At 32.6% G+C, this 23175-nt stretch carries 20 protein-coding genes; 4 read left to right on the forward strand and 16 right to left on the reverse strand.

Annotated features, from left to right (window positions below; genetic code table 11):
* Positions 1-126: 126 nt before the first annotated feature.
* The gene (locus tag LW133_RS04345) at positions 127-459 is read right to left on the reverse strand and encodes a DMT family transporter (protein ID WP_233077016.1); all 333 of its coding nucleotides are present in this window, start codon (positions 457-459) and stop codon (positions 127-129) included.
* A gap of 185 nt (positions 460-644) precedes the next feature.
* Here LW133_RS04345 and LW133_RS04350 point away from each other — a divergent pair, with 185 nt between their 5' ends.
* Positions 645-1217, forward strand: coding sequence for a hypothetical protein (locus LW133_RS04350; RefSeq protein WP_233077017.1), 573 nt, complete (start codon positions 645-647; stop codon positions 1215-1217).
* A gap of 10 nt (positions 1218-1227) precedes the next feature.
* Positions 1228-3735, forward strand: a complete 2508-nt coding sequence (locus tag LW133_RS04355) for a molybdopterin guanine dinucleotide-containing S/N-oxide reductase (protein WP_233077018.1) — start codon at positions 1228-1230, stop codon at positions 3733-3735.
* 20 nt (positions 3736-3755) lie between these two features.
* Here LW133_RS04355 and lgt read toward each other — a convergent pair whose 3' ends face one another.
* The 8 genes from lgt to LW133_RS04395 form a co-directional block, all read right to left on the reverse strand.
* Entirely contained in the window at positions 3756-4628 is an 873-nt protein-coding gene (lgt, locus tag LW133_RS04360) for a prolipoprotein diacylglyceryl transferase (RefSeq protein WP_233077019.1), read from the reverse strand.
* On the reverse strand, positions 4625-4945 hold the full coding sequence (locus LW133_RS04365) for a hypothetical protein (RefSeq protein WP_233077020.1): 321 nt from the start codon (positions 4943-4945) through the stop codon (positions 4625-4627). The genes lgt and LW133_RS04365 overlap by 4 nt, the downstream gene beginning before the upstream one ends.
* Positions 4942-5673: an RluA family pseudouridine synthase gene (locus tag LW133_RS04370; protein ID WP_233077455.1), complete on the reverse strand. Its 732-nt coding sequence runs from the start codon at positions 5671-5673 to the stop codon at positions 4942-4944. The genes LW133_RS04365 and LW133_RS04370 overlap by 4 nt, the downstream gene beginning before the upstream one ends.
* On the reverse strand, positions 5673-6854 hold the full coding sequence (gene waaA, locus LW133_RS04375; protein WP_233077021.1) for a lipid IV(A) 3-deoxy-D-manno-octulosonic acid transferase: 1182 nt from the start codon (positions 6852-6854) through the stop codon (positions 5673-5675). The genes LW133_RS04370 and waaA overlap by 1 nt, the downstream gene beginning before the upstream one ends.
* 11 nt (positions 6855-6865) lie before the next feature.
* Positions 6866-7573 (reverse strand): zinc ribbon domain-containing protein, encoded by a 708-nt coding sequence (locus LW133_RS04380; protein WP_233077022.1) that lies wholly within the window; start codon positions 7571-7573, stop codon positions 6866-6868.
* A gap of 9 nt (positions 7574-7582) precedes the next feature.
* Positions 7583-8320 (reverse strand): Nif3-like dinuclear metal center hexameric protein, encoded by a 738-nt coding sequence (locus tag LW133_RS04385; RefSeq protein WP_233077023.1) that lies wholly within the window; start codon positions 8318-8320, stop codon positions 7583-7585.
* Positions 8321-8380: 60 nt separating this feature from the next.
* Entirely contained in the window at positions 8381-9844 is a 1464-nt protein-coding gene (locus LW133_RS04390) for a SulP family inorganic anion transporter (RefSeq protein WP_233077024.1), read from the reverse strand.
* A gap of 68 nt (positions 9845-9912) precedes the next feature.
* The gene (locus LW133_RS04395; protein ID WP_233077025.1) at positions 9913-12606 is read right to left on the reverse strand and encodes a RecB-like helicase; all 2694 of its coding nucleotides are present in this window, start codon (positions 12604-12606) and stop codon (positions 9913-9915) included.
* Between the two features lie 102 nt (positions 12607-12708).
* Between LW133_RS04395 and LW133_RS04400 the strand changes: the two genes are divergently transcribed.
* Complete coding sequence (locus tag LW133_RS04400) at positions 12709-13488, forward strand: hypothetical protein (RefSeq protein WP_233077026.1); 780 nt, start codon at positions 12709-12711, stop codon at positions 13486-13488.
* Here LW133_RS04400 and LW133_RS04405 read toward each other — a convergent pair.
* The 4 genes from LW133_RS04405 to LW133_RS04420 are packed head-to-tail and all read right to left on the reverse strand — an operon-like array spanning position 13485 to position 17148.
* Positions 13485-13955 (reverse strand): phosphatidylglycerophosphatase A family protein, encoded by a 471-nt coding sequence (locus tag LW133_RS04405; protein WP_233077027.1) that lies wholly within the window; start codon positions 13953-13955, stop codon positions 13485-13487. The two genes, LW133_RS04400 and LW133_RS04405, sit on opposite strands and share 4 nt — an antisense overlap.
* Positions 13956-13966: 11 nt before the next feature.
* Positions 13967-15136 carry a sulfate adenylyltransferase gene (locus tag LW133_RS04410; protein ID WP_233077028.1) on the reverse strand — a complete coding sequence of 390 codons (1170 nt, stop codon included), beginning with the start codon at positions 15134-15136 and terminating at the stop codon, positions 13967-13969.
* On the reverse strand, positions 15114-16001 hold the full coding sequence (locus LW133_RS04415; protein ID WP_233077029.1) for a response regulator transcription factor: 888 nt from the start codon (positions 15999-16001) through the stop codon (positions 15114-15116). The genes LW133_RS04410 and LW133_RS04415 overlap by 23 nt, the downstream gene beginning before the upstream one ends.
* Positions 15982-17148 (reverse strand): bifunctional 2-C-methyl-D-erythritol 4-phosphate cytidylyltransferase/2-C-methyl-D-erythritol 2,4-cyclodiphosphate synthase, encoded by a 1167-nt coding sequence (locus LW133_RS04420; RefSeq protein ID WP_233077030.1) that lies wholly within the window; start codon positions 17146-17148, stop codon positions 15982-15984. Before LW133_RS04420 ends, LW133_RS04415 begins: the two co-directional genes overlap by 20 nt.
* Positions 17149-17280: 132 nt before the next feature.
* Between LW133_RS04420 and LW133_RS04425 the strand changes: the two genes are divergently transcribed.
* Entirely contained in the window at positions 17281-18594 is a 1314-nt protein-coding gene (locus tag LW133_RS04425; RefSeq protein WP_233077031.1) for a cation:dicarboxylate symporter family transporter, read from the forward strand.
* Positions 18595-18661: 67 nt separating this feature from the next.
* On the opposite strand, the gene LW133_RS04430 is transcribed toward LW133_RS04425, so the two are convergent.
* Genes LW133_RS04430 through LW133_RS04440 form a run of 3 tightly spaced genes read right to left on the reverse strand, consistent with a single transcriptional unit; the run spans position 18662 to position 23175 of the window.
* Entirely contained in the window at positions 18662-21283 is a 2622-nt protein-coding gene (locus LW133_RS04430) for an HD domain-containing phosphohydrolase (RefSeq protein ID WP_233077032.1), read from the reverse strand.
* Positions 21284-21304: 21 nt separating this feature from the next.
* Positions 21305-22519 carry an ATP-binding protein gene (locus LW133_RS04435; RefSeq protein WP_233077033.1) on the reverse strand — a complete coding sequence of 405 codons (1215 nt, stop codon included), beginning with the start codon at positions 22517-22519 and terminating at the stop codon, positions 21305-21307.
* Entirely contained in the window at positions 22510-23175 is a 666-nt protein-coding gene (locus LW133_RS04440) for a response regulator transcription factor (RefSeq protein ID WP_233077034.1), read from the reverse strand. Before LW133_RS04440 ends, LW133_RS04435 begins: the two co-directional genes overlap by 10 nt.

A 23175-nucleotide genomic window follows, 5' to 3' on the forward strand; every position in this document is an offset into this window, starting at 1 on the left:
AAGCACACATAACCTCCAAAAGTGCCAAAACACCATAAAATTTATTCTGAAAACCATTAGATTTTTTTAGCATCAAGTTTGCAGCAATATCCAACAAGGCCGCCAATATAATAAAAAATATTCCCATTACTCCCGCTCTCCAAAATTAATAAAAATAATTCCCACTACGCTAAATAAAATTCCAATTTTTTGATAAATGCTTAGATTTTCTCCAAAAAAGACCATTCCTATCAAAGAAATCAACACCACACCAAGTGCCTCCCACATCGCATACGCCAAACCAATAGAAATATGTTTGACTGCCATCCCTACAAAAAAATAAGAAAAAGTAATAAATCCACCCATCAATAAATACTTAAGCAAGTAATTATCTTCAAACATTTTCAAAGAACTCGAACCAAGAACTTCTGCAATAATTGCAATAATCAAAAATATCCATGCTTTTTTTGTCGCACTCAAACAAAAACCTTTTTTACTTTATATTTTTGCTATTTTATATTAATTTTATAAATGTTACTTTTATACATTTTTTATTAATATTTATAATTTTTTTTTAATAAATAAAGATATTTTCAAAAAATAAAGTTAAAATATTTTTGTTATAAAATAATATTTGTAACAAAACAAAACAAAAAGGAGAAAAAATGAAACATTATGCAATATTTGCTGCATTATTTTGTTGTAGCCCCATATTTGCCACACCGCTTTATGTAACAGAAGTAAAAACTTTGTATCAAGACTCTACAAACACCAAAGTAATTGGAAAACTACTTCCCACTACAAAAGTAGAAGTTTTAAAAACACAAAACAATAGAGTGCTTTTATCAATAGAGGGTTATCAAGAAGAAAACAAACCTGCAATCTATTATATTGCAGGCAAAAGAATCTTAAGTGCTGGTTTTGATTCTAAAGCAAATATCACCTTCAAAAAAGGTGAAAAAGAAACCATTGATGGAAAAAATTACTACAAAGTCAAGGCAGAATTTTGGAGTGAAAACAACGCACTAGACCCTGATCTTAAAAAAATTTACACACAGGCAAAAAATCTTTTTGAACAAAATTGCTCTATGTGTCATGGATTACACAACACCAAAGAATTTAGTGCAAATCAATGGCCTAGCATGTTTAAATCCATGGCAGGGCGTACAGGAATTGAAAAAAAAGATTATCAATTAGTCATAGAATACTTACAAAAACATGCAAAAGATATGCAATAAGGAGAAAAATATGAAAAAAATCAATCAAGAAAGACGCACACTTTTAAAATACACAGGAATCTTTGCTGCTGTTCCATTTATCAATCAAGTTTTAGACAAAAGCACACTTCTTGCCGCTGGACTTAATCATTTTACAACTGATCTTGTTATCAATGGAGAAGTCTATACCGCCGCACATTGGGGAGCATTAAAACTCACTATTAAGGAAGGGAAAATCATAAAAAGCCAAAATGCCTTTGACAATCTCACCTCAAATCCTTTGCAAAATTTCACCGCTGATCTTATAGATGGAATCAATACAAATAGAATCAAAGCCCCTATGGTACGCAAAAGCTATCTTGAGAAAAAATCTAATCATAAAGAGCTTAGAGGAGCAGATGAGTGGGTAGAAATTAGTTATGAAAAAGCCATCAAACTTGTAAGCGATGAAATCAAAAGAGTAAGAAAACAAAAAGGTCCTAATGGAATTTATGGAGGATCTTATGGGTGGAAATCTAGCGGAAATTTTCATAACTCAAGGACTTTATTGCATCGATTTTTAACAATGGGTGGAGGTTTTGTAGGTGGTCTTGGTGATTACTCTACAGGTGCTGCACAAGTTATTATGCCACATGTTTTAGGGACTCTAGAAGTCTATGAGCAACAAACTTCTTGGCCTATTGTTTTAGAACATTCAAAAGTTGTTGTTATCTGGGGAGCAAATCCTATTGATACACTAAGAATTGCTTGGACATCTACGGACAATCAAGGGCTAGAATATTTCAAAAAACTCAAAGAAAGTGGAAAAAAAATCCTTTGCATTGATCCTATCAAAAGTAATACTATAGAATTTTTTGAAGACAAGGCTGAATGGATTAGCATCACGCCAAACACGGATACAGCTTTGATGTTAGGGATTATGCACACCATGCTTATTACGCAAAAATATGATAAAAATTTTTTAGAAGAATATACAGAAGGCTTTGAAGTTTTTGAAAAATATCTTCTAGGAAAAGAAGATAACACTCCAAAAACAGCAAAATGGGCTTCACAAATCTGTGGTATTCCTGAAAACAAAATCAAAGAGCTTGCAAAATTATTTTTTGAAAATAGAACAATGTTTATGGCTGGTTGGAATATGCAACGCCAACACCATGGCGAACAACCTCATTGGATGCTTGTCACACTAAGTTCTATGATAGGGCAAATCGGACTTCCTGGTGGAGGTTTTGGCTTTAGTTATCATTATAGTAATGGCGGATCACCTAGCACGAATGCACCAGTAATTGGTGGAATCTCTATTGGAAAAGTCTTAAGCAAAGAAGAAGAAAAAACCTTGATGGATGGTGCAGAACTTGCTATCCCTGTAGCAAGAATTGCAGATTGCCTTCTCAATGCAGGAAAAACTATTAAATACAATGGTAGAGAAATCACTTATCCTGATATTGACCTAATTTATTGGGTGGGCGGGAATCCTTTTGTGCATCATCAAGATACAAATACCCTAATTAAAGCATGGAAAAAACCAAGTTCTATTATTGTTCATGATATATATTGGACTCCTACTGCAAAAATGGCAGATATAGTATTTCCTATCACCACACCTTATGAAAGAAATGACCTTACAATGAGTGGAGATTATAGCAATCTTAGTATTTACCCGATGAAACAAGCTGTAGAAAGGTTACCAAAATCCAAACATGATTTTGAAATTTTTACAGATCTTGCAAAGGCATGTGGATTTGAAAAACAATACACTGAAAATAAAAGCGAAATGCAATGGCTTGAAGAATTTTACAACACCGCCTATAATCAAGCACAAAAAACAGGAATCACTCTTGCAAATGGCAATAATATGCCAGATTTTAAAACCTTTTGGAAAAATAATCGCCCTATTACCTTTGCCCCAACACCAGAGGGTGAAGAATTTATAAGATATGCAGATTTTAGAGAAGATCCTATCTTAAATCCTCTTGGCACTCCAAGCGGAAAAATTGAAATTTATTCTAAAACTATAGAAAAAATGCAATATGAAGGCTGTCCTGCATTCCCACAATGGATTGAACCTATCGAATGGAAAGGTATGAAAAATCCACCTGCAGAATTTGTCCTAGTAAGCCCACATCCAAGTTTAAGACTCCATTCTCAACTAAGCAACACTCGCTTAAGAGAACAATATGCCATCTCTAATCGCGAACCTATATGGATCAATCCTCAAGATGCAAAAAATAAAGGAATCAAAAATGGAGATATTGTACGCGCATTCAACAAAAGAGGACAAATTCTTGTAGGAGCGGTAATTAGCGATATTGTGCCAAAAGGCGTGGTAAGAATCTATGAGGGTGCTTGGTATGATCCAGAAAATCCAAAAGAAAATAACACGCTTTGCAAAAATGGCAATGCTAATGTACTAACTATTGATCTTCCTAGCTCGGAACTTGCGAATGGAAATATTGCAAATACTGCAATGATTAATATTGAAAAATACAAAGGCACTATACCAAAACTCACAGCATTCACGCCACCAAAAGGTGCATAAATAAATAGGGCACTAGTGCCCTATGATTTTTTATTTACAACTTTATTTGTTTTTACATTAGATTTTTTATAATTTTTTAATGCCAATAAATACACTAATCCCGTAACAACTAACATCCCCGCACTTAGAATCTGTCCCATAGAAAGCCCAAAAGCATAAACCCCCATTTGCAAATCAGGCTCCCTAAAATATTCAGAAATAAATCTAGCAGCACTATAAGAAATACCATAAGTAACAATCAATGCACCTTGCATCTTTGTTTTTTGACGCATCCACAAAACAATCAAAAAAACCACCACCCCTTCTAAAAATGCCTCAATCAACTGACTAGGATAGCGCAACTGCCCATCTACTAAAATTCCAAAAGCAAAAAATGCCGGATTTTCCACCACTCTACCAAAAAGCTCCTGATTTAAAAAATTTCCGATTCTGCCAAAAACATAAGCCAGTGGCACACTAAGTGCAATCAAATCCAAAAGCATTAAAAACTTAACTTTTTTATAGATTGCAAACAAGGCACTAGAAAATAAAAACCCGACTAAAGCACCATGATAACTCATTCCCCTAATCCCAATAAAATTCCCATAAGAATCAAAAGGATTAAAAATTTGCCAAGGTTGCAAGAAATATTCCCATTTTTGTGGATCATAGATTATTACATAACCAATCCTTGCCCCTAAAATCACCCCGATTTCTGCCCAAATAAAATAATTTTCTAGCATTTTTATTGATAAAGAAAATCTATTTTTGTCATTTTTCACCCAATATTTTGCCAACATAAGTGCAAAAAGAAGAGCACTAAGATATGCTAGACCATACCAATGGATTTTTAATCCAAAAAACTCAAATGCCACTGGATCAAAATGCTCATAAATTGTATTCCAAAAATTCATAAAACCTCTTTTACCAAAACATCAAAGACTTTATCTAGTCGCAATTCTTCAAAGTTCTTAAAAATTCTAAAATCACTAGTAATAATTTTGATTGTATAGCCCTCTTGTTCTACCAAATTTAACAAAAAACCAAAAAAGCTATTTTCTAATGGGAAACAACGCTCTAGCACCAAAAATAACACCCGATCTTTTGCAAACTCCCATTCTTTTAAGATTCTAAAAAACTCCATTCGAAAATCTATAAGGGCATTAAAATCTTTGATTTTTCCGCTGCATACAATGCAGTCTTTACTCCCATTTAATGCAAAAGCTCTCATTGAACTAAATTCTGAAACTCTTTTGGTAATGGGGAAGAGAATTCATAATCAAAAATTTTAATTTTTAAAGCATGAAGCATGATTCTTTTAAAATCAATCCCGCCATAAAGCCTATCTCCCACTATACTATGCCCTATGCTTTTTAAATGCACACGAATTTGATGCGTACGCCCTGTTTTAATCACTGCTTTAACCAAGGTTTTTTTACCCACAACACTCAAAGGCTCAATTTGTGTAATTGCACTCAAACCATCTTTACTAATCTTACTTTTTGCAAAACCTTTTTTAATCGTCAAAATTGGTTCATTAATCACACATTTCTCACTAACAAATCCGCTTACCAAAGCCACATATTCTTTATAAACTTTCTGCTCTTTAAAGGCTTTTTTTGCACGAAGATGAAAATCACTATCGGGTCGGACAAGTAAAATTACGCCACTTGTCTCTTTATCTAATCGATGCAATAAAACCCAACCTTTAAAACAATCTGCAAGATCATAACTTTCTATAAATGGGGGTTTATTAACTGCTAAAATATTACTATCTTCAAAAATTACCTCAGGTTTCAAAAGGCTTGTAATTTCAAAAATTGTCTGCATTGGATATTCTGCCCTTGCAAGTTGCACCTTTTTACCTCGCACACAAACCAAACCCTTATCAATCAATTCTTTTGCTTTTTTATTAGATATTTTTTCCTGCAAGCTTAAGATTTTATAAGCTTTTTCCATCATGCCATAATCTCCTTCATCAACTCCTTGAAGCAATCTTTTTCTACTTTGATTTTTGAATGAGGTAAATTTTCATAATCTAATAATTTTTTTTCTAATTCTTGTGCATCTTGCACAATCGCATAGTTCTCCACACAATCAAAAAGTACATATTGATTAAAAATATAAGGTCCGCTCAAAAGTTTTGCACCAAAAAATGCCGGCTCTAAAGGATTATGCCCGCCAACCTTTACAAAACTTCCACACAAAACCACAATATCTGCGATTCGATAAATATTGTTTAGCTCCCCTAAAATATCAACTACAATAATATCAGAATCATCACTTATTCCATCTTGAGACAATCGTGAAACCTTAAACCCTTCTAACATAGCACAAACCTCATCAAACCTCTCAGGATGGCGAGGCGCTAAAATCAAAAGAGAATTGGGATTTTTTTTATGCAGCACATTAAAAGCTTTTAAAACAATTTTTTCCTCATCAGCATGACTACTTCCTGCAACCACAACAAGTTTTGAAGGCTTATTATAAAGCTTTGTAGTCTGTATATTACTATAAACCTTGAGATTGCCAAAAACTTGAATATTTTTTGCACCAAGACTTTCCAGTCGTATTTCATCATTACGACTTTGTGCAAAAACCTTATCAATAAAACTAAAAACCTCACGATAATAAAACTGCAATTTTAAATATTTATCATAAGAACGATCTGATACCCTAGCATTAATCAATAAAGTTTTTGCCCCCAAATCTTTTGCCATAAAAAAAGGCATATACCAAAGCTCCGATTCTGTTACAACAAGCGTTTTTAAGTTAAGAAGAGAGGATTTCCAACGCCACAAAAAAATCTCAAAAGGAAGGTATAAAACTTGAAAATTTGCAAATTGACAAAAAGTCTTTTGCGCAAGAGCATAGCCTGTTTGTGTCGTAGTTGTCAATAAAATATTTTTTTGTTTTTCTAAAAGTTCGCAAATAATAGGCTCAAGAGATTTTACTTCACCAAAAGAACAAGCATGCAACCAAATTTCTGTATCTTTTGAAGGCTTTTTTTGTTGGCAAAAAAATCGTGCAGGAAGGGAATTTCGATACTTTTGCTTAAATACTAGCAAAAACAAAAAAGGCAAAAAGGCTAGATAGCCAATGCCTAAAACACAAAGATAAAAAAATCTAAATGACTTCAATCTTAATCTTATTATGCGTTTTCTATATAAAGGATTCTGCCACAATGTGGGCAATTAACAATATCATTACTTTGTTTTACTTCTGCATAAATGCGATCATTAATACGAATAAAACATCCACCACATGCCTGCTTTTTCACAGGGACAATACTTGTATTTTTTGCCCAATTTCTAATTTTTTCATAAAAAATTGCAAGTTTTTGATCAAGCAGAGCATAAAGCTCTTGTCTTTTTACATAAAGTTTTTCCTGTTCTGCTTCTACGAGCCCAACTTCTTTGGCTACTTCTTTTTCCTCTGCTTCAATCTCACTTTGTAATTCCTTGATTCCTTCTTGCAATTCTATGAGCTTTTGTTTTTTTGTTTCCTGTATTTTTTCAATATCTTCAATATCCTGATTAGCTTTTGTAAGCTGCTCTTTTGCAAGTTCTTCTTCAATTACCAATGCCTTCAACTCACGCTCTGATTTTACTTCATTATGTTTTTTAGCGATTTGCTCCAAACGAATTGCAATTTCTTCAATCATTGTTTGTGTATTCTTATTTCGCAATAAAAGTTCTGCATTTTCTTCTTCAATTTGAAAAATTTCTTGCTCTTTTTTTTCTTTTTCTTTCAAAATTCTATTAAGCTTAGTTTTGATTTGTGCAATCTTTGGCTCCAAGAGGTCAATCCCCTTATCAAGGTTAGCCACTTCAATTAATTGTTGCAAATGTTTGTTCATTGTCAATCCTTACAAAAAAATAAACGGGTTTTTAGTTTGGCTAATTATAACCTTATATCCCCTTTTTTGCAAAATTCTTTGAATAATTTCTGCAAAATAACGCTCACTTTCATAATGCATAATATCAATCAAACTCACTTTCATAGCACTTGCAAGCATTGCATCATGATATTTAATATCTCCTGTTAGAAAACAAAAATTCTTACGCCCTTGCACAAAAGAAAATAAAGAAAATCCACTTCCACACACAATCCCTACTTCCTTAATCTCCCCTGCATGATCGCTTACTTTTAATATAGGTAGCCCCATTGCATTTTGCACTTTTTTTGCCAAATCGCTAAGTGTCATAGCTTGGGGTAATTTTGCAAACATGATTCCATTTTCTTGATAAGAATCCCTAAAGCCCAAAACTTCTTGACAAAGATAAGCATTTAAATGAGAAAGGTCAAAATTTGTATGCATTGCAATAAGCACACATTCTTTTTGCAATAAAATTTTTAAATAATTACTAGGATAAGCTTCTGTATCTAATTGTTTTAATCCCTTAAAAATCAAAGGATGATGCACAATTACTAAACTTTTTGGCTCTAATTTCTCTAAAACTTGCAAATCAATCTCTAAAGCCGCCACAAGATGCTCGACCTCATTTTCCATTCCCCCTACTTGCAAACCACAATTATCCCATGCTTCCTGCATCTCAAAAGGAGAACACTCTTTTAATATCTCATAAATTTCTTTAACCTTCATTCCATCTTTCCATTTTTGATCATTTTATCATTATACCCAAGACCCATAATCTTCAAATTCCTATAAATCTCTTGCAACCTTATAGCTAGGATCATCAATTTCATAGGTGCAGTATTTTTTTGCCAATCGCAAGGCATCTTTACAATCCTCACTTAAATGCCGCAATTTCAAACTTTTATGCATATCAAGATATTTTTTTGTCAATTTATCAATAGCATCTACCCCGCTACTATCCATTACTCTTGCTTCACTAAAATCAATCACAACATTTTGTGGATCATTTTCCACATCAAATAAATCATGCACAAACCCTACACTAGAACCAAAAAACAATGGGCCCTTAAGTTTATACACCTTTGTGCCATCGGATTCTAAAATAGTAGTAGTTGTAATCTTTGCTTGTTGATAAGCAAAAACAAGTGCTGCGATAATCACCCCAATAATCACAGCAATCGCCAAATCAAAAACCACCGTAATTATTGTTACTAATAATAAAATTAAAATATCAGATTTTTTCATGCTTCTTAATCGCGAAATGCTTGCCCACTCAAAAGTTTTAAGTGACACAACAAACATAATCCCCACTAAAACTCCCATAGGAATCTTACTAATAACTTCAGGAATGCTCACCACAAAAATCAAAACAAAAATCGCAGCCATAGCACTAGAAATGCGTCCTATTCCTCCAGAAGTTGCATTGATAATACTTTGACCAATCATTACACATCCACTCATAGCACCAAAAAAACCACACACACTATTCCCCAAACCCTGTGCGATACATTCTTTATTGCTATTACCCCTTGTTTTTTGCATTTCATCCATTACAGAAAGAGTTAAAAGCGTCTCTATCAACCCCACAAGTGCCAAAATCAAGCTATATGGCCAAATTACTTGCAAAGTCTCAAAATTTAGCGGCACATCTGGCAAAGAAAAATGCGGTAAGCCGCCATTAAGATTTCCCAAATCTCCAATTGTCTTTGTATTAATCTGTAAAAAATATACCCCAAAACCCAAAATAACAATTGCTACAAGCCCTGCTGGAAGAATACGCGAGAATTTTGGCAATATAAGCATAATAGCCATTGTAAGACCAACAATTACATACATTGCCACACCTTCAGAAGCAAAAAACTGCAATTGTGAGCTAAAAATTACAATTGCCAAACCATTTACAAAACCAAAAATAGCGGTTTGTGGAATCATACGCACCCATTTTCCTAGACGCAATAATCCAAAAATAATTTGCAAAATTCCTGCTAAGATTCCTGCTGCAAGCACATATTGTGTGCCATGAGATAATGATAAATGCACCGCAACTACTGCCATAGATCCCGCAGCCGCGCTAACTAATCCTGCACGCCCTCCAAGTAATGCAGCAATCAACCCCAAAATAAAAGCTGTATATAACCCAGCAATAGGATCAAATTTTGCCACCAAAGCAAATCCCATCACTTCAGGAATAATAGCAATAGAACTCACAAGACCTGCTAAAATTTCATTTTTATAATACCGTATTTGCATATCTTCCCCTTATTTTTGCGAGACTTTGATTATATCTCTTGATAAAAAATACTTGAATAATCAACCAATTATTCGACTTTTTGCAACTTAATCTGCTCCCATAAATACACCAAATACCCCTGAACTTTTTGTCCTACAAAATGTGATTTAAGAATATCTAAATATCCTTGTAATTGCTCAATATATTCTTCTTGATGACTACCACTTTTATAATCCAAAACTACAATTTCCTCACCTATCAAAAGCATATCCATACGATTTAATCTAAAATTTTTTACAAATACTACTTCAGCAAATAACTGCTTACCCTTACATAAAGTCTGTATTTTAGAATCATTTTTTAATTTTTTTAAATGCTCCAAAATTGTATACAATGCTTCTTTTTCCAAATAAAATCCATAGTGATTATAAAGCTTTTTTTGCAAAATCTCTTCTTTAATTCCAAAACCAAAGCCATATTCTAAAGCATAATGCAATGCTTCTCCAAAAAGTATATTTTTTTGCACCAATTCCTTAGGAGAATCTTTAATAATAAAATCTTTTTGTCTTCCAAAATCTTGCTGTTCTACAGAAAGCATTTCCTGGCTTTTTGCTTTTTCTTCTTTTTTTATTTGTTCTTTAATTTCTCCGATCTCTATTGCCTGTAATCCCAATCCTTCAAATGCTCCATTATTTCTAGGCACTACAAATAAAGAACTCTTAGCACGCGTAAATGCCACATACAAAACATTATTTGCTTCTTGCTTTTTTTTGTTTTCATCTTTTTTCTTTACCTCTGCATAAACAGGATCAAAATCTTCTCTCTTGCTTTGTGTAAAATATAATTTTTGATCTACAAAAATAAAATTATCACTACGATGATTTGGTTTACTAAAACGATCGCATACAATCACATGTTCAAACTCTAATCCCTTTGATCCATGGATTGTCATAAGCACCACACCATCAACTTTTTCCTTGACCATATCAATATCAATTTTAGTAACAGCCTCCAAAAAACTCTCACGATCTTCATAATCAAAAGAAATTTCTAAAAACTTTTGTGCAAAATTATCACAGATTCCAAGTTTTTTCATCAATGTAAAAATATAATCTGAAAGTCCTTGACTTTCCTCATAAACTGGTAACTCCAAATCTGTTTCAAATCCCAACCCTAGTAATTTAACAATATTTTTTAGATGAATTTGCAAAGAATCTAGCGAAAAATTCAAAGCTTCTAGCAAAATCATAGGTTGCACGCGTTGTGTAAGCGACAAATTCCCCTCTGTAACAAAATTTACATTCTGAAAAATTTGAGAAAAGTGCATTTTTAATAAATCTAAATCACTATTTTTATAACACAAAATCGCAATATCACTTGCATGCACCCCCTTAGCAAATAAATCTTGCAATGCCTGTTGAATAGATTCTAGCATTTCACAAACTTCCCTACTCTCAGGAAATACTCTCACATATCCCCCCGCTTCTTTATTTTCTGGAACTTTTTGCAAATAGCCTGGAAAAATAGGGGCAAAAACTTTATTATTAAACAAAATTACTTCGCTTTGACTGCGATAATTACTTTCTAAGCTTTTGGTAGTCGTATATTCTGTAACCCTATCAAAAATACTACTATCACTCCCCCTAAATCCATAAATACTCTGCTTTTTATCCCCCACAAAAAATAAACTCCTCTCCCCAAGTCTCCCTTCACCAGAGCGTAATTCTTCAATAAGTGGCAACAAAATTTCATATTGCAATGCATTAGTATCTTGAAATTCATCAAGCAAAATATGGCTAATTTTATCATCAAGCCGAAAATAAAAAAAATCTCGATCAAAATTCTCTACCAAAACTTCATAGGCTTTTAAAGTCACATCAAAAAAACTAAGACTTGCACTTTTGATATTTAATATATTCCTTGCTTTTTTATACACTTCCTTAAAACGAGACATTGTAGAAAAAATTATTGATTCTTTGATTTTAAAATACAAAGCAACTTTTTGTCTAATGGCTTCAAATTCTGGATTCATATTAAGTTCTAATTTTTTAAAATAAAAATATTCATCACCATCTAAAAGCCATTTTGGACTTGCAAGCATTTCCTTAAGGCTTGTAGTCTTGATTATTTCTTTTGCTTTAGTACTTGCTTTGGGCATATTTGCTATTTTTTGCTTGATCTCCATAGAAGACTGCAAAATATCTTCTTCCAAATCCTTCAAATCTACTGCAAAACTTGCTTCTTGAAATTCCATAATCTCTGAACTCACTCTTTGCAAAAAATCAAAAATACGCAAAGGGTTTTCATATCTAAAACAAAATTCTAAAAACTCTTGATAACTTGCAGAATCTAACAAGGATAAAAATTGATGATTTACTTGATGTATATCTTGCTCTTTAATAACAAAATTTTTACTCAACCCCACATTCCAACAAAATTTACGCACAATAAAATTAAAAAATGCATCAAGTGTCGTGATCTTGGTATTGCAATTTAAAAATCTTTCAAAAATCTTTGGAGCTTTTTTTAAAATATCCTCTCTATTAAAACCATATTCTTCCACTAATATTTTAAAAAATAAGCTTTCCTCTCCCTTCGCCAAACCCTCCAAAGCCATGGCAATCCGTTCTCTCATTTCTGCTGCTGCTTTTTTGGTAAAAGTAAGAGTTAAAATTTCACTAGCATTTGCCCCATAAAACAATAAACTTAAATATCTTAAAGTAAGCGCAAAGGTTTTTCCACTCCCTGCAGATGCCATTAGGGTTAAACATTGTTCTTGCACGCTACTCCTTTATTAAAAATATTTAGTATTTTACCGATATATTCTGCATAATATTTATTATAATTTGATGTTTAATATTTTCTTTGTAGAAAAGGAGAAAAGATGAAAAAAACACTTTTGACTTGTTTATGCGCACTTTTAAGCCTTAATCTTGCATTTAGCGCACCTGCAAAAACAACAAAAACTAATAAAAATTTAGGAAAATTTACTAAAGGCTCTGTTGTAGATGGAACCCCTGCTACAGGAAAAGTACGACGCTGGTATTTTTTCAATGAAGGGTCTGCAGGGAGCTCTTACACATTTTTAGGAAAATCACAATACCTTTCTGTGGATTTGGGTTATAGCCTTTATTTACGCAGCATAGAATCTGTGCTTGGTGGAATGAATTTTATGTTTGGTACTGAAATTAGTGTGCCTATGTATCTCAAAGTAATGCCAAATTCTAAATCTAATATTTTAAGTGATCACCGCTATTTAGAAAGACAAGAAACAGAAGGACTTGCAGGCTTTGGTGTAGAACTTCCTTTGATGATTGGACTAGAATATAAAGGATTTTATATTGCAGGGCTTGCAGGATATACTTGGCTTTTTATGAAAGATACTTACAAGTCTGCAAACGCGGGTGCATACCCCACAATTCAAACACAATATGATGGAGTTATTTATGGTGGAGGTATTGGCTATAAAATTTCCAATGTCGTTAATTTTGGAATCCGCTACACAGGAGGAAACCTTACAAATAGAGAAGGTGCACAAACAAGCATAAGTCCCGAAGCAAACCGCGATAATTTAGGCAGCATGGTAATTACAAATCAAACAGGCCGCCCCATCTATAATATCCCTTATCACAGAATCCATGCTTTTATTTCAATAATTTTCTAAAATTTTTGTATAAATTCCATAAGTTTTAGCACAATAACTGTGCTAAAACCTCCAATTACACCTGCTAATGCATCATCTAAAACAACCCCTAAGCCACCTTTAAGTTTTTTATCAATCTTTCCAATAATAGATGGCTTTGTAATATCATAGATTCTAAAAAATACAAAACTCAACACTACAGCCCACCATGAAAACCCAATAGCCCCCACAGCAATACTTAAGGCTAACCACATTCCCACAAGCTCATCAATCACAATTTCTTTGGGATCATGCACTTGCTTTTCTTTTTCATAAATATCAATTTGTTTTACTGCAATCACACCAATTAAAATTGCCAACAAAAATAAAGTTTGACTAGAAAACTGCACTAAAAATATCGCTGGAATTAAAGCCACCAAACTTCCAACAGTCCCTGAAGCTATAGGCGACTTGCCGCTAAAAAATAATGTCAAAAAACACTCTCGCATCTTCAACCCCCTTAATTTCTAATCTGATACAAATCAATCAGTTTTGTATAAAAATCTTCTTGCACATTCTCTGAAAAAACACCATCTGATGGCAATGCCCCATAATAAATTTGCTTCATTTCTTCCAAACGCTCAGGAAATAACTCTTTTAAAATCAATGCTGACACTTCCTTTCTAACCAAAATTGTTGGTGGTATAATCCCCATTTTAAAAAACTGCAAAAGAGATTCTGCATAATAAATAATATGATGATGTTGGCCATGAGGACAACTTTTAGCATTTAGCAAACATCTACATTTTGTACAATATGCATATTCATCTAAAATTTTTACCTCAATATCTATCCCCTTTAGAGAATCAAAAACACTATGTCGTGTGCGATGGTTATAATACACAGAAAGTCCTCGTGTTTTTTGCCCAAGTAAAATTTTTGTACAACCAAAATTTTTTGCAATTAATGCATATAAAATCATTTTATTAGGACCAGCAAATAAATAAGTAACATCCAAAGGCACAACACAAATTCTCTCTTTAGAAAGAAATTTATTCAATACAAGATCAAGGCTTTTTTGACGTATCTCAAAACTTAAAAAATCTTCCCTATGATAACGCAACAAAAATATCACTATCATATCACTATCATTAAACTCTTCACGCAAAATTTTTTCATGAACACGATGAATAGGGTTAGCATTAAAAATTACACCTGTAATTCTCTTAGCTTTGAGTTTCTCTTTTTTATCATTAACAAGTTGCTTTAAATTATTAATTTGATTTTCTATCTCTACCTTACCACTCAAAGCATATTTTCCAATACGCCTAGCGATATAATCTTTTTCTTCTAAAATCGCACCAATTTGGGATAAACGCTCCTCAATATCAATAGGAAACACCTCATCTACTTGAATACTTCCTACAATCTTCCTCTCACACACCAAATCAATTTGCTCATTTTTCTGTACATTTTTTAATACCTCTTCATTGCGTCTTCCGCTGGGGCTAAGCAAAAAAGGACAAGGGTAGGAAACATTTTGATACATCCCTGTTTTTACCACTTGCTCAGTCTCTTTTTTATTCATCAATTTTTTTACAGGACTAAGCAAACCTTCTTGCAAAAAAGAAAGTGCACTGACGGCTTCATTATCGATATAAAGCTGCTTATTTTTTTCTTGAGATTTCATATTTTTTCCTTTTTTCCCATAAACTTTTTCTACTAATCCCTAGCTTTTTTGCCAATTCTACATCAGGATATCTACCCTCAAACTTCATAATCATTACTTTTTCATATTCCTTAATAGAAAGAATTTCGCCACCTAAATCTTGTTGGTTAGATATATGTGTAATATCCACAATTTGTGAAAAAGAAATTTCATCATCACAAATTACGGAAACAATTACACTATATTTTGACATATTTTCCAAAAACTCTTTGGCTTCATTTTTTTTCAAACTCTCAAAATTGGTAATATAGTAACACTTTTTCTTACCTATGGAGTTTTTAAGAATATTTCGCCATTCGGGATTGTTAAAATTAAGAATTTGAAAAGTAATTTGATTAGCTCTTGCATATTTCATCGCATAAATATCTGCACTTCTTTGCGAATTACTTTTGATAATAAAAGGTGGAAGGTATTGTGGCAAAGATGGAATATTTAGTTCTTTTTCCACAAAATTAAAATAAGAATCATAAAATTCCACTTTTGCAACAAGTTTTTGATAATCCACATAATGCGCAATCTTGCGTAGCAATTCATCAATCATAAAAGGTTTTACAATATAATCTTTTGCTCCCGCTTGCACAGGCTTTATAATCGTATCATCACTAATATAGGAAACCAACATAATTACAATTGCATGAGAATTGCTTCTAATAAAATTCTCATACTCATCTCCACAAGCATTAGAAGATAGCAATATTACTTCTGCATCTACATGGTAAAAATTTTCTAATGATGGTGCAATACTGCAAACATATCCCATTCCTCCTAATTTTGATGCAATACTTTGTGCCAAATATGTTTCATTTTCAATAATTAATACTCGCATAAATCTCCCTATAATCAATAAATTTTAATGTCGCTTGCACCATTACACAAACACCTTCTTTACGTCCAACAAATCCCAGACCTTCCGCAGTTGTGGCTTTAATGTTAACCTGATTTTTTTTCATATACAAAAGCTCTGCTAATTTTTCTTGAATCTGTTTTTTATAAGGGCTAATTTTTGGAGTTTGTGCCAAAATACTCACATCAATATGTAAAATCTCATACCCTACGCTCACCACAAAAGCGCGAATCTTTTCTAATAAAATCTTAGAATCAATATTTTCATAATTTTTAGAAGTATCTGGAAACCACTCTCCAATATCTCCACCACAAATAGCACCCAAAAGTGCATCAATTAATGCATGCAAAAGCACATCTCCATCACTATGTGCTTTAAACCCAAAAGGACTTTCTATTGTCACTCCACCAAGCACCATGGGCTTTTTTTCAACAAATGCATGAATATCAATCCCACTTCCTGTAACAATATTTTCACTAGGGCTATATTTTTCTTGATTTACAAGCGCTCTAAGATCTTCTAAACTCGTAAGTTTTTGCATCTTATAGCTTCCTTGCACAAACCCTACACGAAAATTATGATCTAACATCGCAGTACTTTCATCAGTATATTCTTTATCTAATGCAATTTTTAGTTTTGAAGTTTGAGATATTTGTGGGGTTTGAATAAGTTTTACTTCTTCTCTATTTATTGATTCATTTTTATAATAAATTGTATCTACACAAGAAATAAAAGGCACAACACAATCATAATCCTTGCAAAGTGATATCAACTTTAAACATAAATCCCTATCAATATCCCATCTTGCCACATCAGTCACAAAAACATAAGGACTTTGCACATGTTCCAAAATTTTTTTCAAGCTTTGTGTGCGTGTCTTGCCACCAGCAACAATTTTTACATCACAAAAATTTTGTGCATAAATTACCTCATTCTCATCCATTCCTACAACCACTTCGCCAAAAACATCTAATGCTATCAAATCTTCTAAGACCTTTTTCCATAAAGGTTTAGAATCTAATCGCAACCATTGTTTCTTAACTTTTTTTTCAAAAGGTAACATTTTTTGGAATCTTGTGGAGCTTCCTGCGGCCATCAAAACTAAACATATTTCATGCTTTTGTAACATTTTTTATCCTAAAATTTAATAAATTTCTGCATTATACTTTAAAAAACTTGCGATATGCTTATTTTGTAAAGTTTATTATTAACTTTAATATATAACAATAAGTAACATCTATTAAGTATTAAGGAAAACAAAATGGAAGAAGTTCCTCTACCTCTTTATAAAAAATTATTTACAAGTCTTGCTTTTTGGGTAATTATTGGATTAATTTTTGGTATCTGTTTAGGGACGATATCTCCTCACCATGCTTCAAATCTTAAACCCTATACCATCGACCCTTTTATTAAGAGTCTAAAGTTTCTTGTTGGTCCAATTATTTTTTTGACAATCATTACGGGAATCATCGGACTTGAATCTCTTAAGACTTTAGGTAGTATTGGTATCAAATCTTTTTTATATTTTGAATTTTTTAGCACAATAGCACTTATTATTGGTGTATGTTTTGGAGAGATTTTCACACCAGGAAGTGGGCTTCACTTTGCCATCGATGCTCTAGATTCTTCTTTAGTTGATAAATACACACATATAGATGCCAAAGATATTAGCTCAATTTCACATATTTTTCTTAGTGCCATTCCTAAGGATCCTATCACACCATTTTTACATGCACAAACCCTCCAAGTATTATTTATGGCAATAGTCATTGCAATTTTATTATTGTTTACTCCTAGAAAATGGAGAATGAAAGTTGTTGATTTTTTAAATATTTTACAAAAATTCTTTTTTAAAATTCTTATACTTTTGATGTATTTTAGCCCTATTGCCACATTTGGTGCAATGGCATTTTTAATCGGTAAGTTTGGTTTTGAAAGTATATACAACATGTTATTTTTACTTTTTGTAATGCTTCTTGCTTGTTCATTTTTTATTTTTGGTATTTTAGGAATCTTATGCTATTTTGCAAAAGTCAATATCTTTAAATTTTTACGCTTAATTGGTCAAGAAATTTTGATGGTTTTTGCAACAAGTAGCTCTGAAAGTGTCTTGGCTCCACTCATGAAAAAGCTAGAAATTTCAGGGATTAATCGCGCTGTAACCGGTCTTGTTATCCCCACTGGCTATAGTTTCAATCTTGATTGCACAAATATTTATATGGCACTCTCTGTAATTTTTCTCGCACAAGCCTTTGATATTCCCCTAAGTCTTGAACATTATATTGAAGTTGTTGTAATTTTAATGATCACTTCAAAAGGAGCAGTTGGTGTTACAGGTAGTGGTTTTATTGTCCTGGCAGGAACATTACAAGCCCTTGGTACAGGGGCAGGAATCCCTGCGGCTTGCGTTGTCGTATTGTTAGGAGTAGATAAATTTATGAGCGAAATCCGTGCTTGCGGGAATTTATGTGGAAATGCGGTTGCTTGTCTTATTGTCGCAATCTGGGATAAAAAAATCGACAAAAAAGAATTTTATCGCGCACTAGAAAACCCCAAAAAATATCAAGTTTTGTAGATCTTTTTTTAAGACAATAAAGTAAAAAGAAAAAATATTTGAAAGTGAAAAAAAAGGGGGGGGGGGATTACCCCACATCTTGATATGCTCTACTAATCTCTAAAAACTGATGAATATTTGCTAAAAATAATTCTACTAGCTCTGGTTGAAATTGTTTACCACTTAATTTTTTGATATGCGCCAAAACCTCATCTAGTGGCCAAGCTTTTTTATAACATCGATCATTACTTAACGCATCAAAAACATCTGCTAAAGCGGTGATTCTGCCATATAGTGGTATTTCTTCACCTTTTGTGCCTCGTGGATATCCCTCACCATTCCACCACTCATGATGACTACCTGCAATCTCACCCGCAGTTCTTAGAATCAAACGATTAGAATCTTTAAAAATATCTTCACCAATTGTTGTATGCGTTTTCATAATTTCAAATTCCTCTGGTGTTAATTTTCCAGGCTTATTTAAAATCATATCTGAAATTCCTACTTTGCCGATATCATGCATTGGTGAAGTAATACGCAATAATTCCTGTTCTTCACGAGTACAGCCATAAAGCTTCGCTAAAAGTGCGGAATATTCTGCGACTCTAATAATATGATTTCCTGTCTCTCTACTTTTTCCCTCACAAATTGTCCCCATCGCATAAATAACATCTTTTTGTATTGCCTCAATTTCTTTCACGCTATCTACAACAGAAGTAATATCCACCCCCATGGCAATAATTTCAACAGGATTATGATTGAGATCCCAAATAAAATTTCCTGCACTTCGGATATAAACTTTTTTACCATCCCTGCGTGTATACTGCAATACTCCTTCATAATATCCCTTCTCAATCAAATCCTCACCAATTTTTAAAAACTGCCATTGTTCATCTTTTGGGATAAATTCATAAATATTTTTTCCAAGAATCTCATCAAGTTTTAAACCCGTCATCTCTAAAAAAATATCATTTCCATAAATAAAATTTCTTTGTAAATCAAGTCGGAATACGCTTTGATTTTTATCCACAATAGATCGATACTGCTCAAGCAAATGGCGCTTTTCCTCATCAGAATGCTTAAGAAATGCGGAATTATCTTCAAGTGCCATACGCCTAAGTTCATCATCTGTATCATCAAGTTGTCCAATCAAATAACGTATTACTTCTCCTTCATCATTCTTAATTGCCTGCACAACCATTTTGACATAATAAGATGAGCCATCTTTTTTGTATTGTTTGAGTTTTCCACTCCATTTGCCATCACGCTTTAGAAGTGGTAGAATATTTTGTTCAACTTCCACTAAAGTTTCAGCATCAATATATTCTAAACAATTTGTACCAACCACCTCTTCTAACGCATAAGAAGATGTTTTAACCAAATTATCATTGACATATAAAATCTTTAAATCAGGATCTGTGACAATATGCAACATCATTCCATTAATTAGATTTTTATAAGCTTCAAATTCCTTATTAAGCTGTAAAATCTCACGATTTACCTCATAAATAAGATTTGATAGAGTGTTAATTACCATTACATGTTTATTTGGAATTACTTCATTAACAATTTTTTTTCTAGCAATAATAGATGTTTCAAACTCACCTTCTGTAAGGCAATAAAAAGTATTGGTCAATCCCAAAAATATATTACAGTCCTTAGCAGAATAAATCTCTCCAAAAGTAAAAAACCCTGCGGAAGGTTTAGAATTAAAAATTTTCAGTGTATTTTTTAATGCTTCCCTACCTGCAAACATCAATCTTCCTACACAAGAATACATATAAATCGCTTCTGTATTAGTAGGAATATCTGCATAAACCTCTTCAGTTTCTTTTTGAATATTTTCAATCAAACCAAAACCAAAACGCACCTCAATACCCTCGGGAATCGCATCATTTAATACCACCGATCCGTCCTCTAAAATCTCTAACACGATTCTTGCTACAGGTATCCCATCTACATGATAAATTAATGGAAAAATATATGTTGTTGTCAAAATATAATCTAATGCCATCGCCCCCATAAATCTACGCAAAATATCCACAGGTTTTTGTCGATCAATCTCATAAACAACATTATCTTTAGATTTTGTAATTTTAAGTGGTAACCCCACACTATCCCAACCAAAAACATGTTTATTTTGCACACTCAAAACATCAGAATCAATCCCCACACATACAAGACCATCTTCATAAATATCATGATTATTTCCTACTAACCCCACCATTGTTCCAAAAGTAACAGGATGTGATCTCCCTCCACAAATTCTTACATCTGGTGCAATTTTTTTGATAATTGCTAAGACATCTTTATCATAAAAACTCCCGCAGGCTATAAAAATCACCAAAAGTTTTGTGCGATTGGTAATAATTTTTTCAAGAAAAAATTTTGCAATTTCCTCACTACTAAGATTTGAAGGGCAATACCCGCCTCTTAAAGTAGAATTTTTAAAACAGCTAATACTAATTAAAATTTTTGAAACTAAGATATCCCCCATCATGATTACTTCTTCGCCACTTTGAGTTAAAAGTACTTCACAAACAAGTTCTTTATCAAAAAAACAAACAAGTTCTTTTGCAATTTTTTTATCATCAAGGCTTGTAAAAATCTGTATGAAATATTTTTCATCGCTATCATTATGAATCTTATGGTGCTTTAACTCATTCTCTAGCTGCTGAAAATTTTCAAAAACAATATTACACATTCTCATTGTCATCCTCCTTATTCAAGCTTAATTAAAATCTAACAAAAAATGGTGATATTTTTCAATGTATTGGTATTTTAGCTTTACTTTTAAAATCCTTACAATCTCATCCACGATAGAAAGCCCCAAACCATTACCATTGATTGTCTGATGAGAATCATCGCGATAAAAAGGTTCTAAATAATAACTAATATCATATTGCAATGGTTCACCAAGATTTTTAATACAAATTATTTTATGTTCTACACTTACAAAAACCATGCCATCATCAGAATATTTTAACGCATTTTCTACCAAATTTTTTATCACAACCGCCAAAAGACGCAAATCACTACGGATTAAAAAGTCTTCCTTAAGATCTATAAAAATTCTACTTTCTTCATCCTCAAAACCACTCAAAGCTTCCAAAAGCAAATTTTCACTAAAAAACTCTTTATTCTCCAGAATAATATTACCGCTATGCAATCTTTCAAACTCTAAGATATTATCGGAAATTTTTTGTAACTCTTGGATATTTTTTTGCAATTTCATATCATCAGAACTAACTTTTTCTTTAAGCGCTAAAATAAGTTTCATTTTTGCTAGTGGTGTTCGCAACTCATGTCCCAAACTTCGCAATATTAACTCTCTAGATTTTAAAGTTCTAGAAACAAAAAGCTGTGCTTTTAAAAACAATCTAATCAAATCTCCAATTTCATCTTTTCTCTTAGTTTGGATTTTAAAATCATATTTTCCCTCAATAGTAAAATCACGCAAAACTCTTGCAACGCGATTTAAAGGGTTTAGGATTGCATATAAAATAATTTGCAACACAACCAAAACAAATACAATTGGCAAGAGTAAAACCTGCAAGCGATATTCTTCCCAAAAATTAAATTCAATTTTTTTAATTGCTACAAAACTATCATCAAAATACTGCAACAAGAATCCTGCATACTCCGCATTCTCAAAAATAAAAATTTTTAAAATTCCATCATCTTTAAAATAAAGCTCTTTTATATCTTTGGGAATATCTTCAACAATTTGATAGCCAAACTTTTTAATAATATGATCCACACCAACCCAATTTCCCGCTGTATAATTTGGTAAAATCGTTTGAACAAAAACAAAAACTTCATTTTTAAGGCGTTCATTTTGACGCTCATCAACTAATCTTTCAATTTGATACCATAAAATAAAGACAAAAAAAATCGCAATGCTAAAGGCAAGAATAAACTTGAATCTTAAGCTATTTAAAGACAAAATTTATACCCTATAGCCCACACCGATTGAATAAATTTTGGTTCTTTTGCAGAATCCCCAAGCTTAGCACGTAAATTTCTTACATGTGTATCAATACTTCGCAAAGAGCTTTCTTCATGAATTGCATTAATAGAATTTGCAATAGCTTCTCTTGAGACAGGATATGAGCGATTTTCAATCAAAAAAATCAAAATATCAAATTCTGTATTTGTCAAATCAATATTTCTCCCATCAATCAAAGCTTCTCTCTTTTGCACATTAATACTAAGATTGTCAAATTCCAATTCTTTAGGTTTAAATCTCCTCAAAAGTGCATTGATTCTAGCAATAAGTTCCGCTGGCTCATAAGGCTTTGCCAAGTAATCATCTGCCCCTTTTTCAAATCCTTGGATCTTGTCATAAATATCCCCTCTTGCAGTAGAAATAATAATAGGAATACTTGAGAAACTACGAATTTTTTTACACAATTCAAAACCATCCATATCTGGCAAAGTCAAATCAATAATGGCTAAATCAATTCCTTTTTGAGTATTCAAAATTTCTAAGGCTTGCAATGGAGATGCTGTAGCAATGCTCTCAAACCCTGCTTGTTTTAAATACGCAACAATCAACTCTTGCATTTCTAAATCATCTTCTACAAGCAACAAACGCCCCAA

It is taken from the genome of Helicobacter anatolicus (genome assembly GCF_021300615.1).
Lineage (GTDB): Bacteria > Campylobacterota > Campylobacteria > Campylobacterales > Helicobacteraceae > Helicobacter_H > Helicobacter_H anatolicus.

What these genes read in the sequence shown, in the direction of transcription:
- LW133_RS04350 (WP_233077017.1), top strand. Translation starts at nt 645, where the DNA reads ATGAAACATTATGCAATATTTGCTGCATTATTTTGTTGTAGCCCCATA.
- LW133_RS04355 (WP_233077018.1), top strand. Translation starts at nt 1,228, where the DNA reads ATGAAAAAAATCAATCAAGAAAGACGCACACTTTTAAAATACACAGGA.
- lgt (WP_233077019.1), bottom strand. Translation starts at nt 4,628, where the DNA reads ATGAATTTTTGGAATACAATTTATGAGCATTTTGATCCAGTGGCATTT.
- LW133_RS04365 (WP_233077020.1), bottom strand. Translation starts at nt 4,945, where the DNA reads ATGAGAGCTTTTGCATTAAATGGGAGTAAAGACTGCATTGTATGCAGC.
- LW133_RS04370 (WP_233077455.1), bottom strand. Translation starts at nt 5,673, where the DNA reads ATGGAAAAAGCTTATAAAATCTTAAGCTTGCAGGAAAAAATATCTAAT.
- LW133_RS04380 (WP_233077022.1), bottom strand. Translation starts at nt 7,573, where the DNA reads ATGAACAAACATTTGCAACAATTAATTGAAGTGGCTAACCTTGATAAG.
- LW133_RS04385 (WP_233077023.1), bottom strand. Translation starts at nt 8,320, where the DNA reads ATGAAGGTTAAAGAAATTTATGAGATATTAAAAGAGTGTTCTCCTTTT.
- LW133_RS04390 (WP_233077024.1), bottom strand. Translation starts at nt 9,844, where the DNA reads ATGCAAATACGGTATTATAAAAATGAAATTTTAGCAGGTCTTGTGAGT.
- LW133_RS04400 (WP_233077026.1), top strand. Translation starts at nt 12,709, where the DNA reads ATGAAAAAAACACTTTTGACTTGTTTATGCGCACTTTTAAGCCTTAAT.
- LW133_RS04405 (WP_233077027.1), bottom strand. Translation starts at nt 13,955, where the DNA reads ATGCGAGAGTGTTTTTTGACATTATTTTTTAGCGGCAAGTCGCCTATA.
- LW133_RS04410 (WP_233077028.1), bottom strand. Translation starts at nt 15,136, where the DNA reads ATGAAATCTCAAGAAAAAAATAAGCAGCTTTATATCGATAATGAAGCC.
- LW133_RS04415 (WP_233077029.1), bottom strand. Translation starts at nt 16,001, where the DNA reads ATGCGAGTATTAATTATTGAAAATGAAACATATTTGGCACAAAGTATT.
- LW133_RS04420 (WP_233077030.1), bottom strand. Translation starts at nt 17,148, where the DNA reads ATGTTACAAAAGCATGAAATATGTTTAGTTTTGATGGCCGCAGGAAGC.
- LW133_RS04425 (WP_233077031.1), top strand. Translation starts at nt 17,281, where the DNA reads ATGGAAGAAGTTCCTCTACCTCTTTATAAAAAATTATTTACAAGTCTT.
- LW133_RS04430 (WP_233077032.1), bottom strand. Translation starts at nt 21,283, where the DNA reads ATGAGAATGTGTAATATTGTTTTTGAAAATTTTCAGCAGCTAGAGAAT.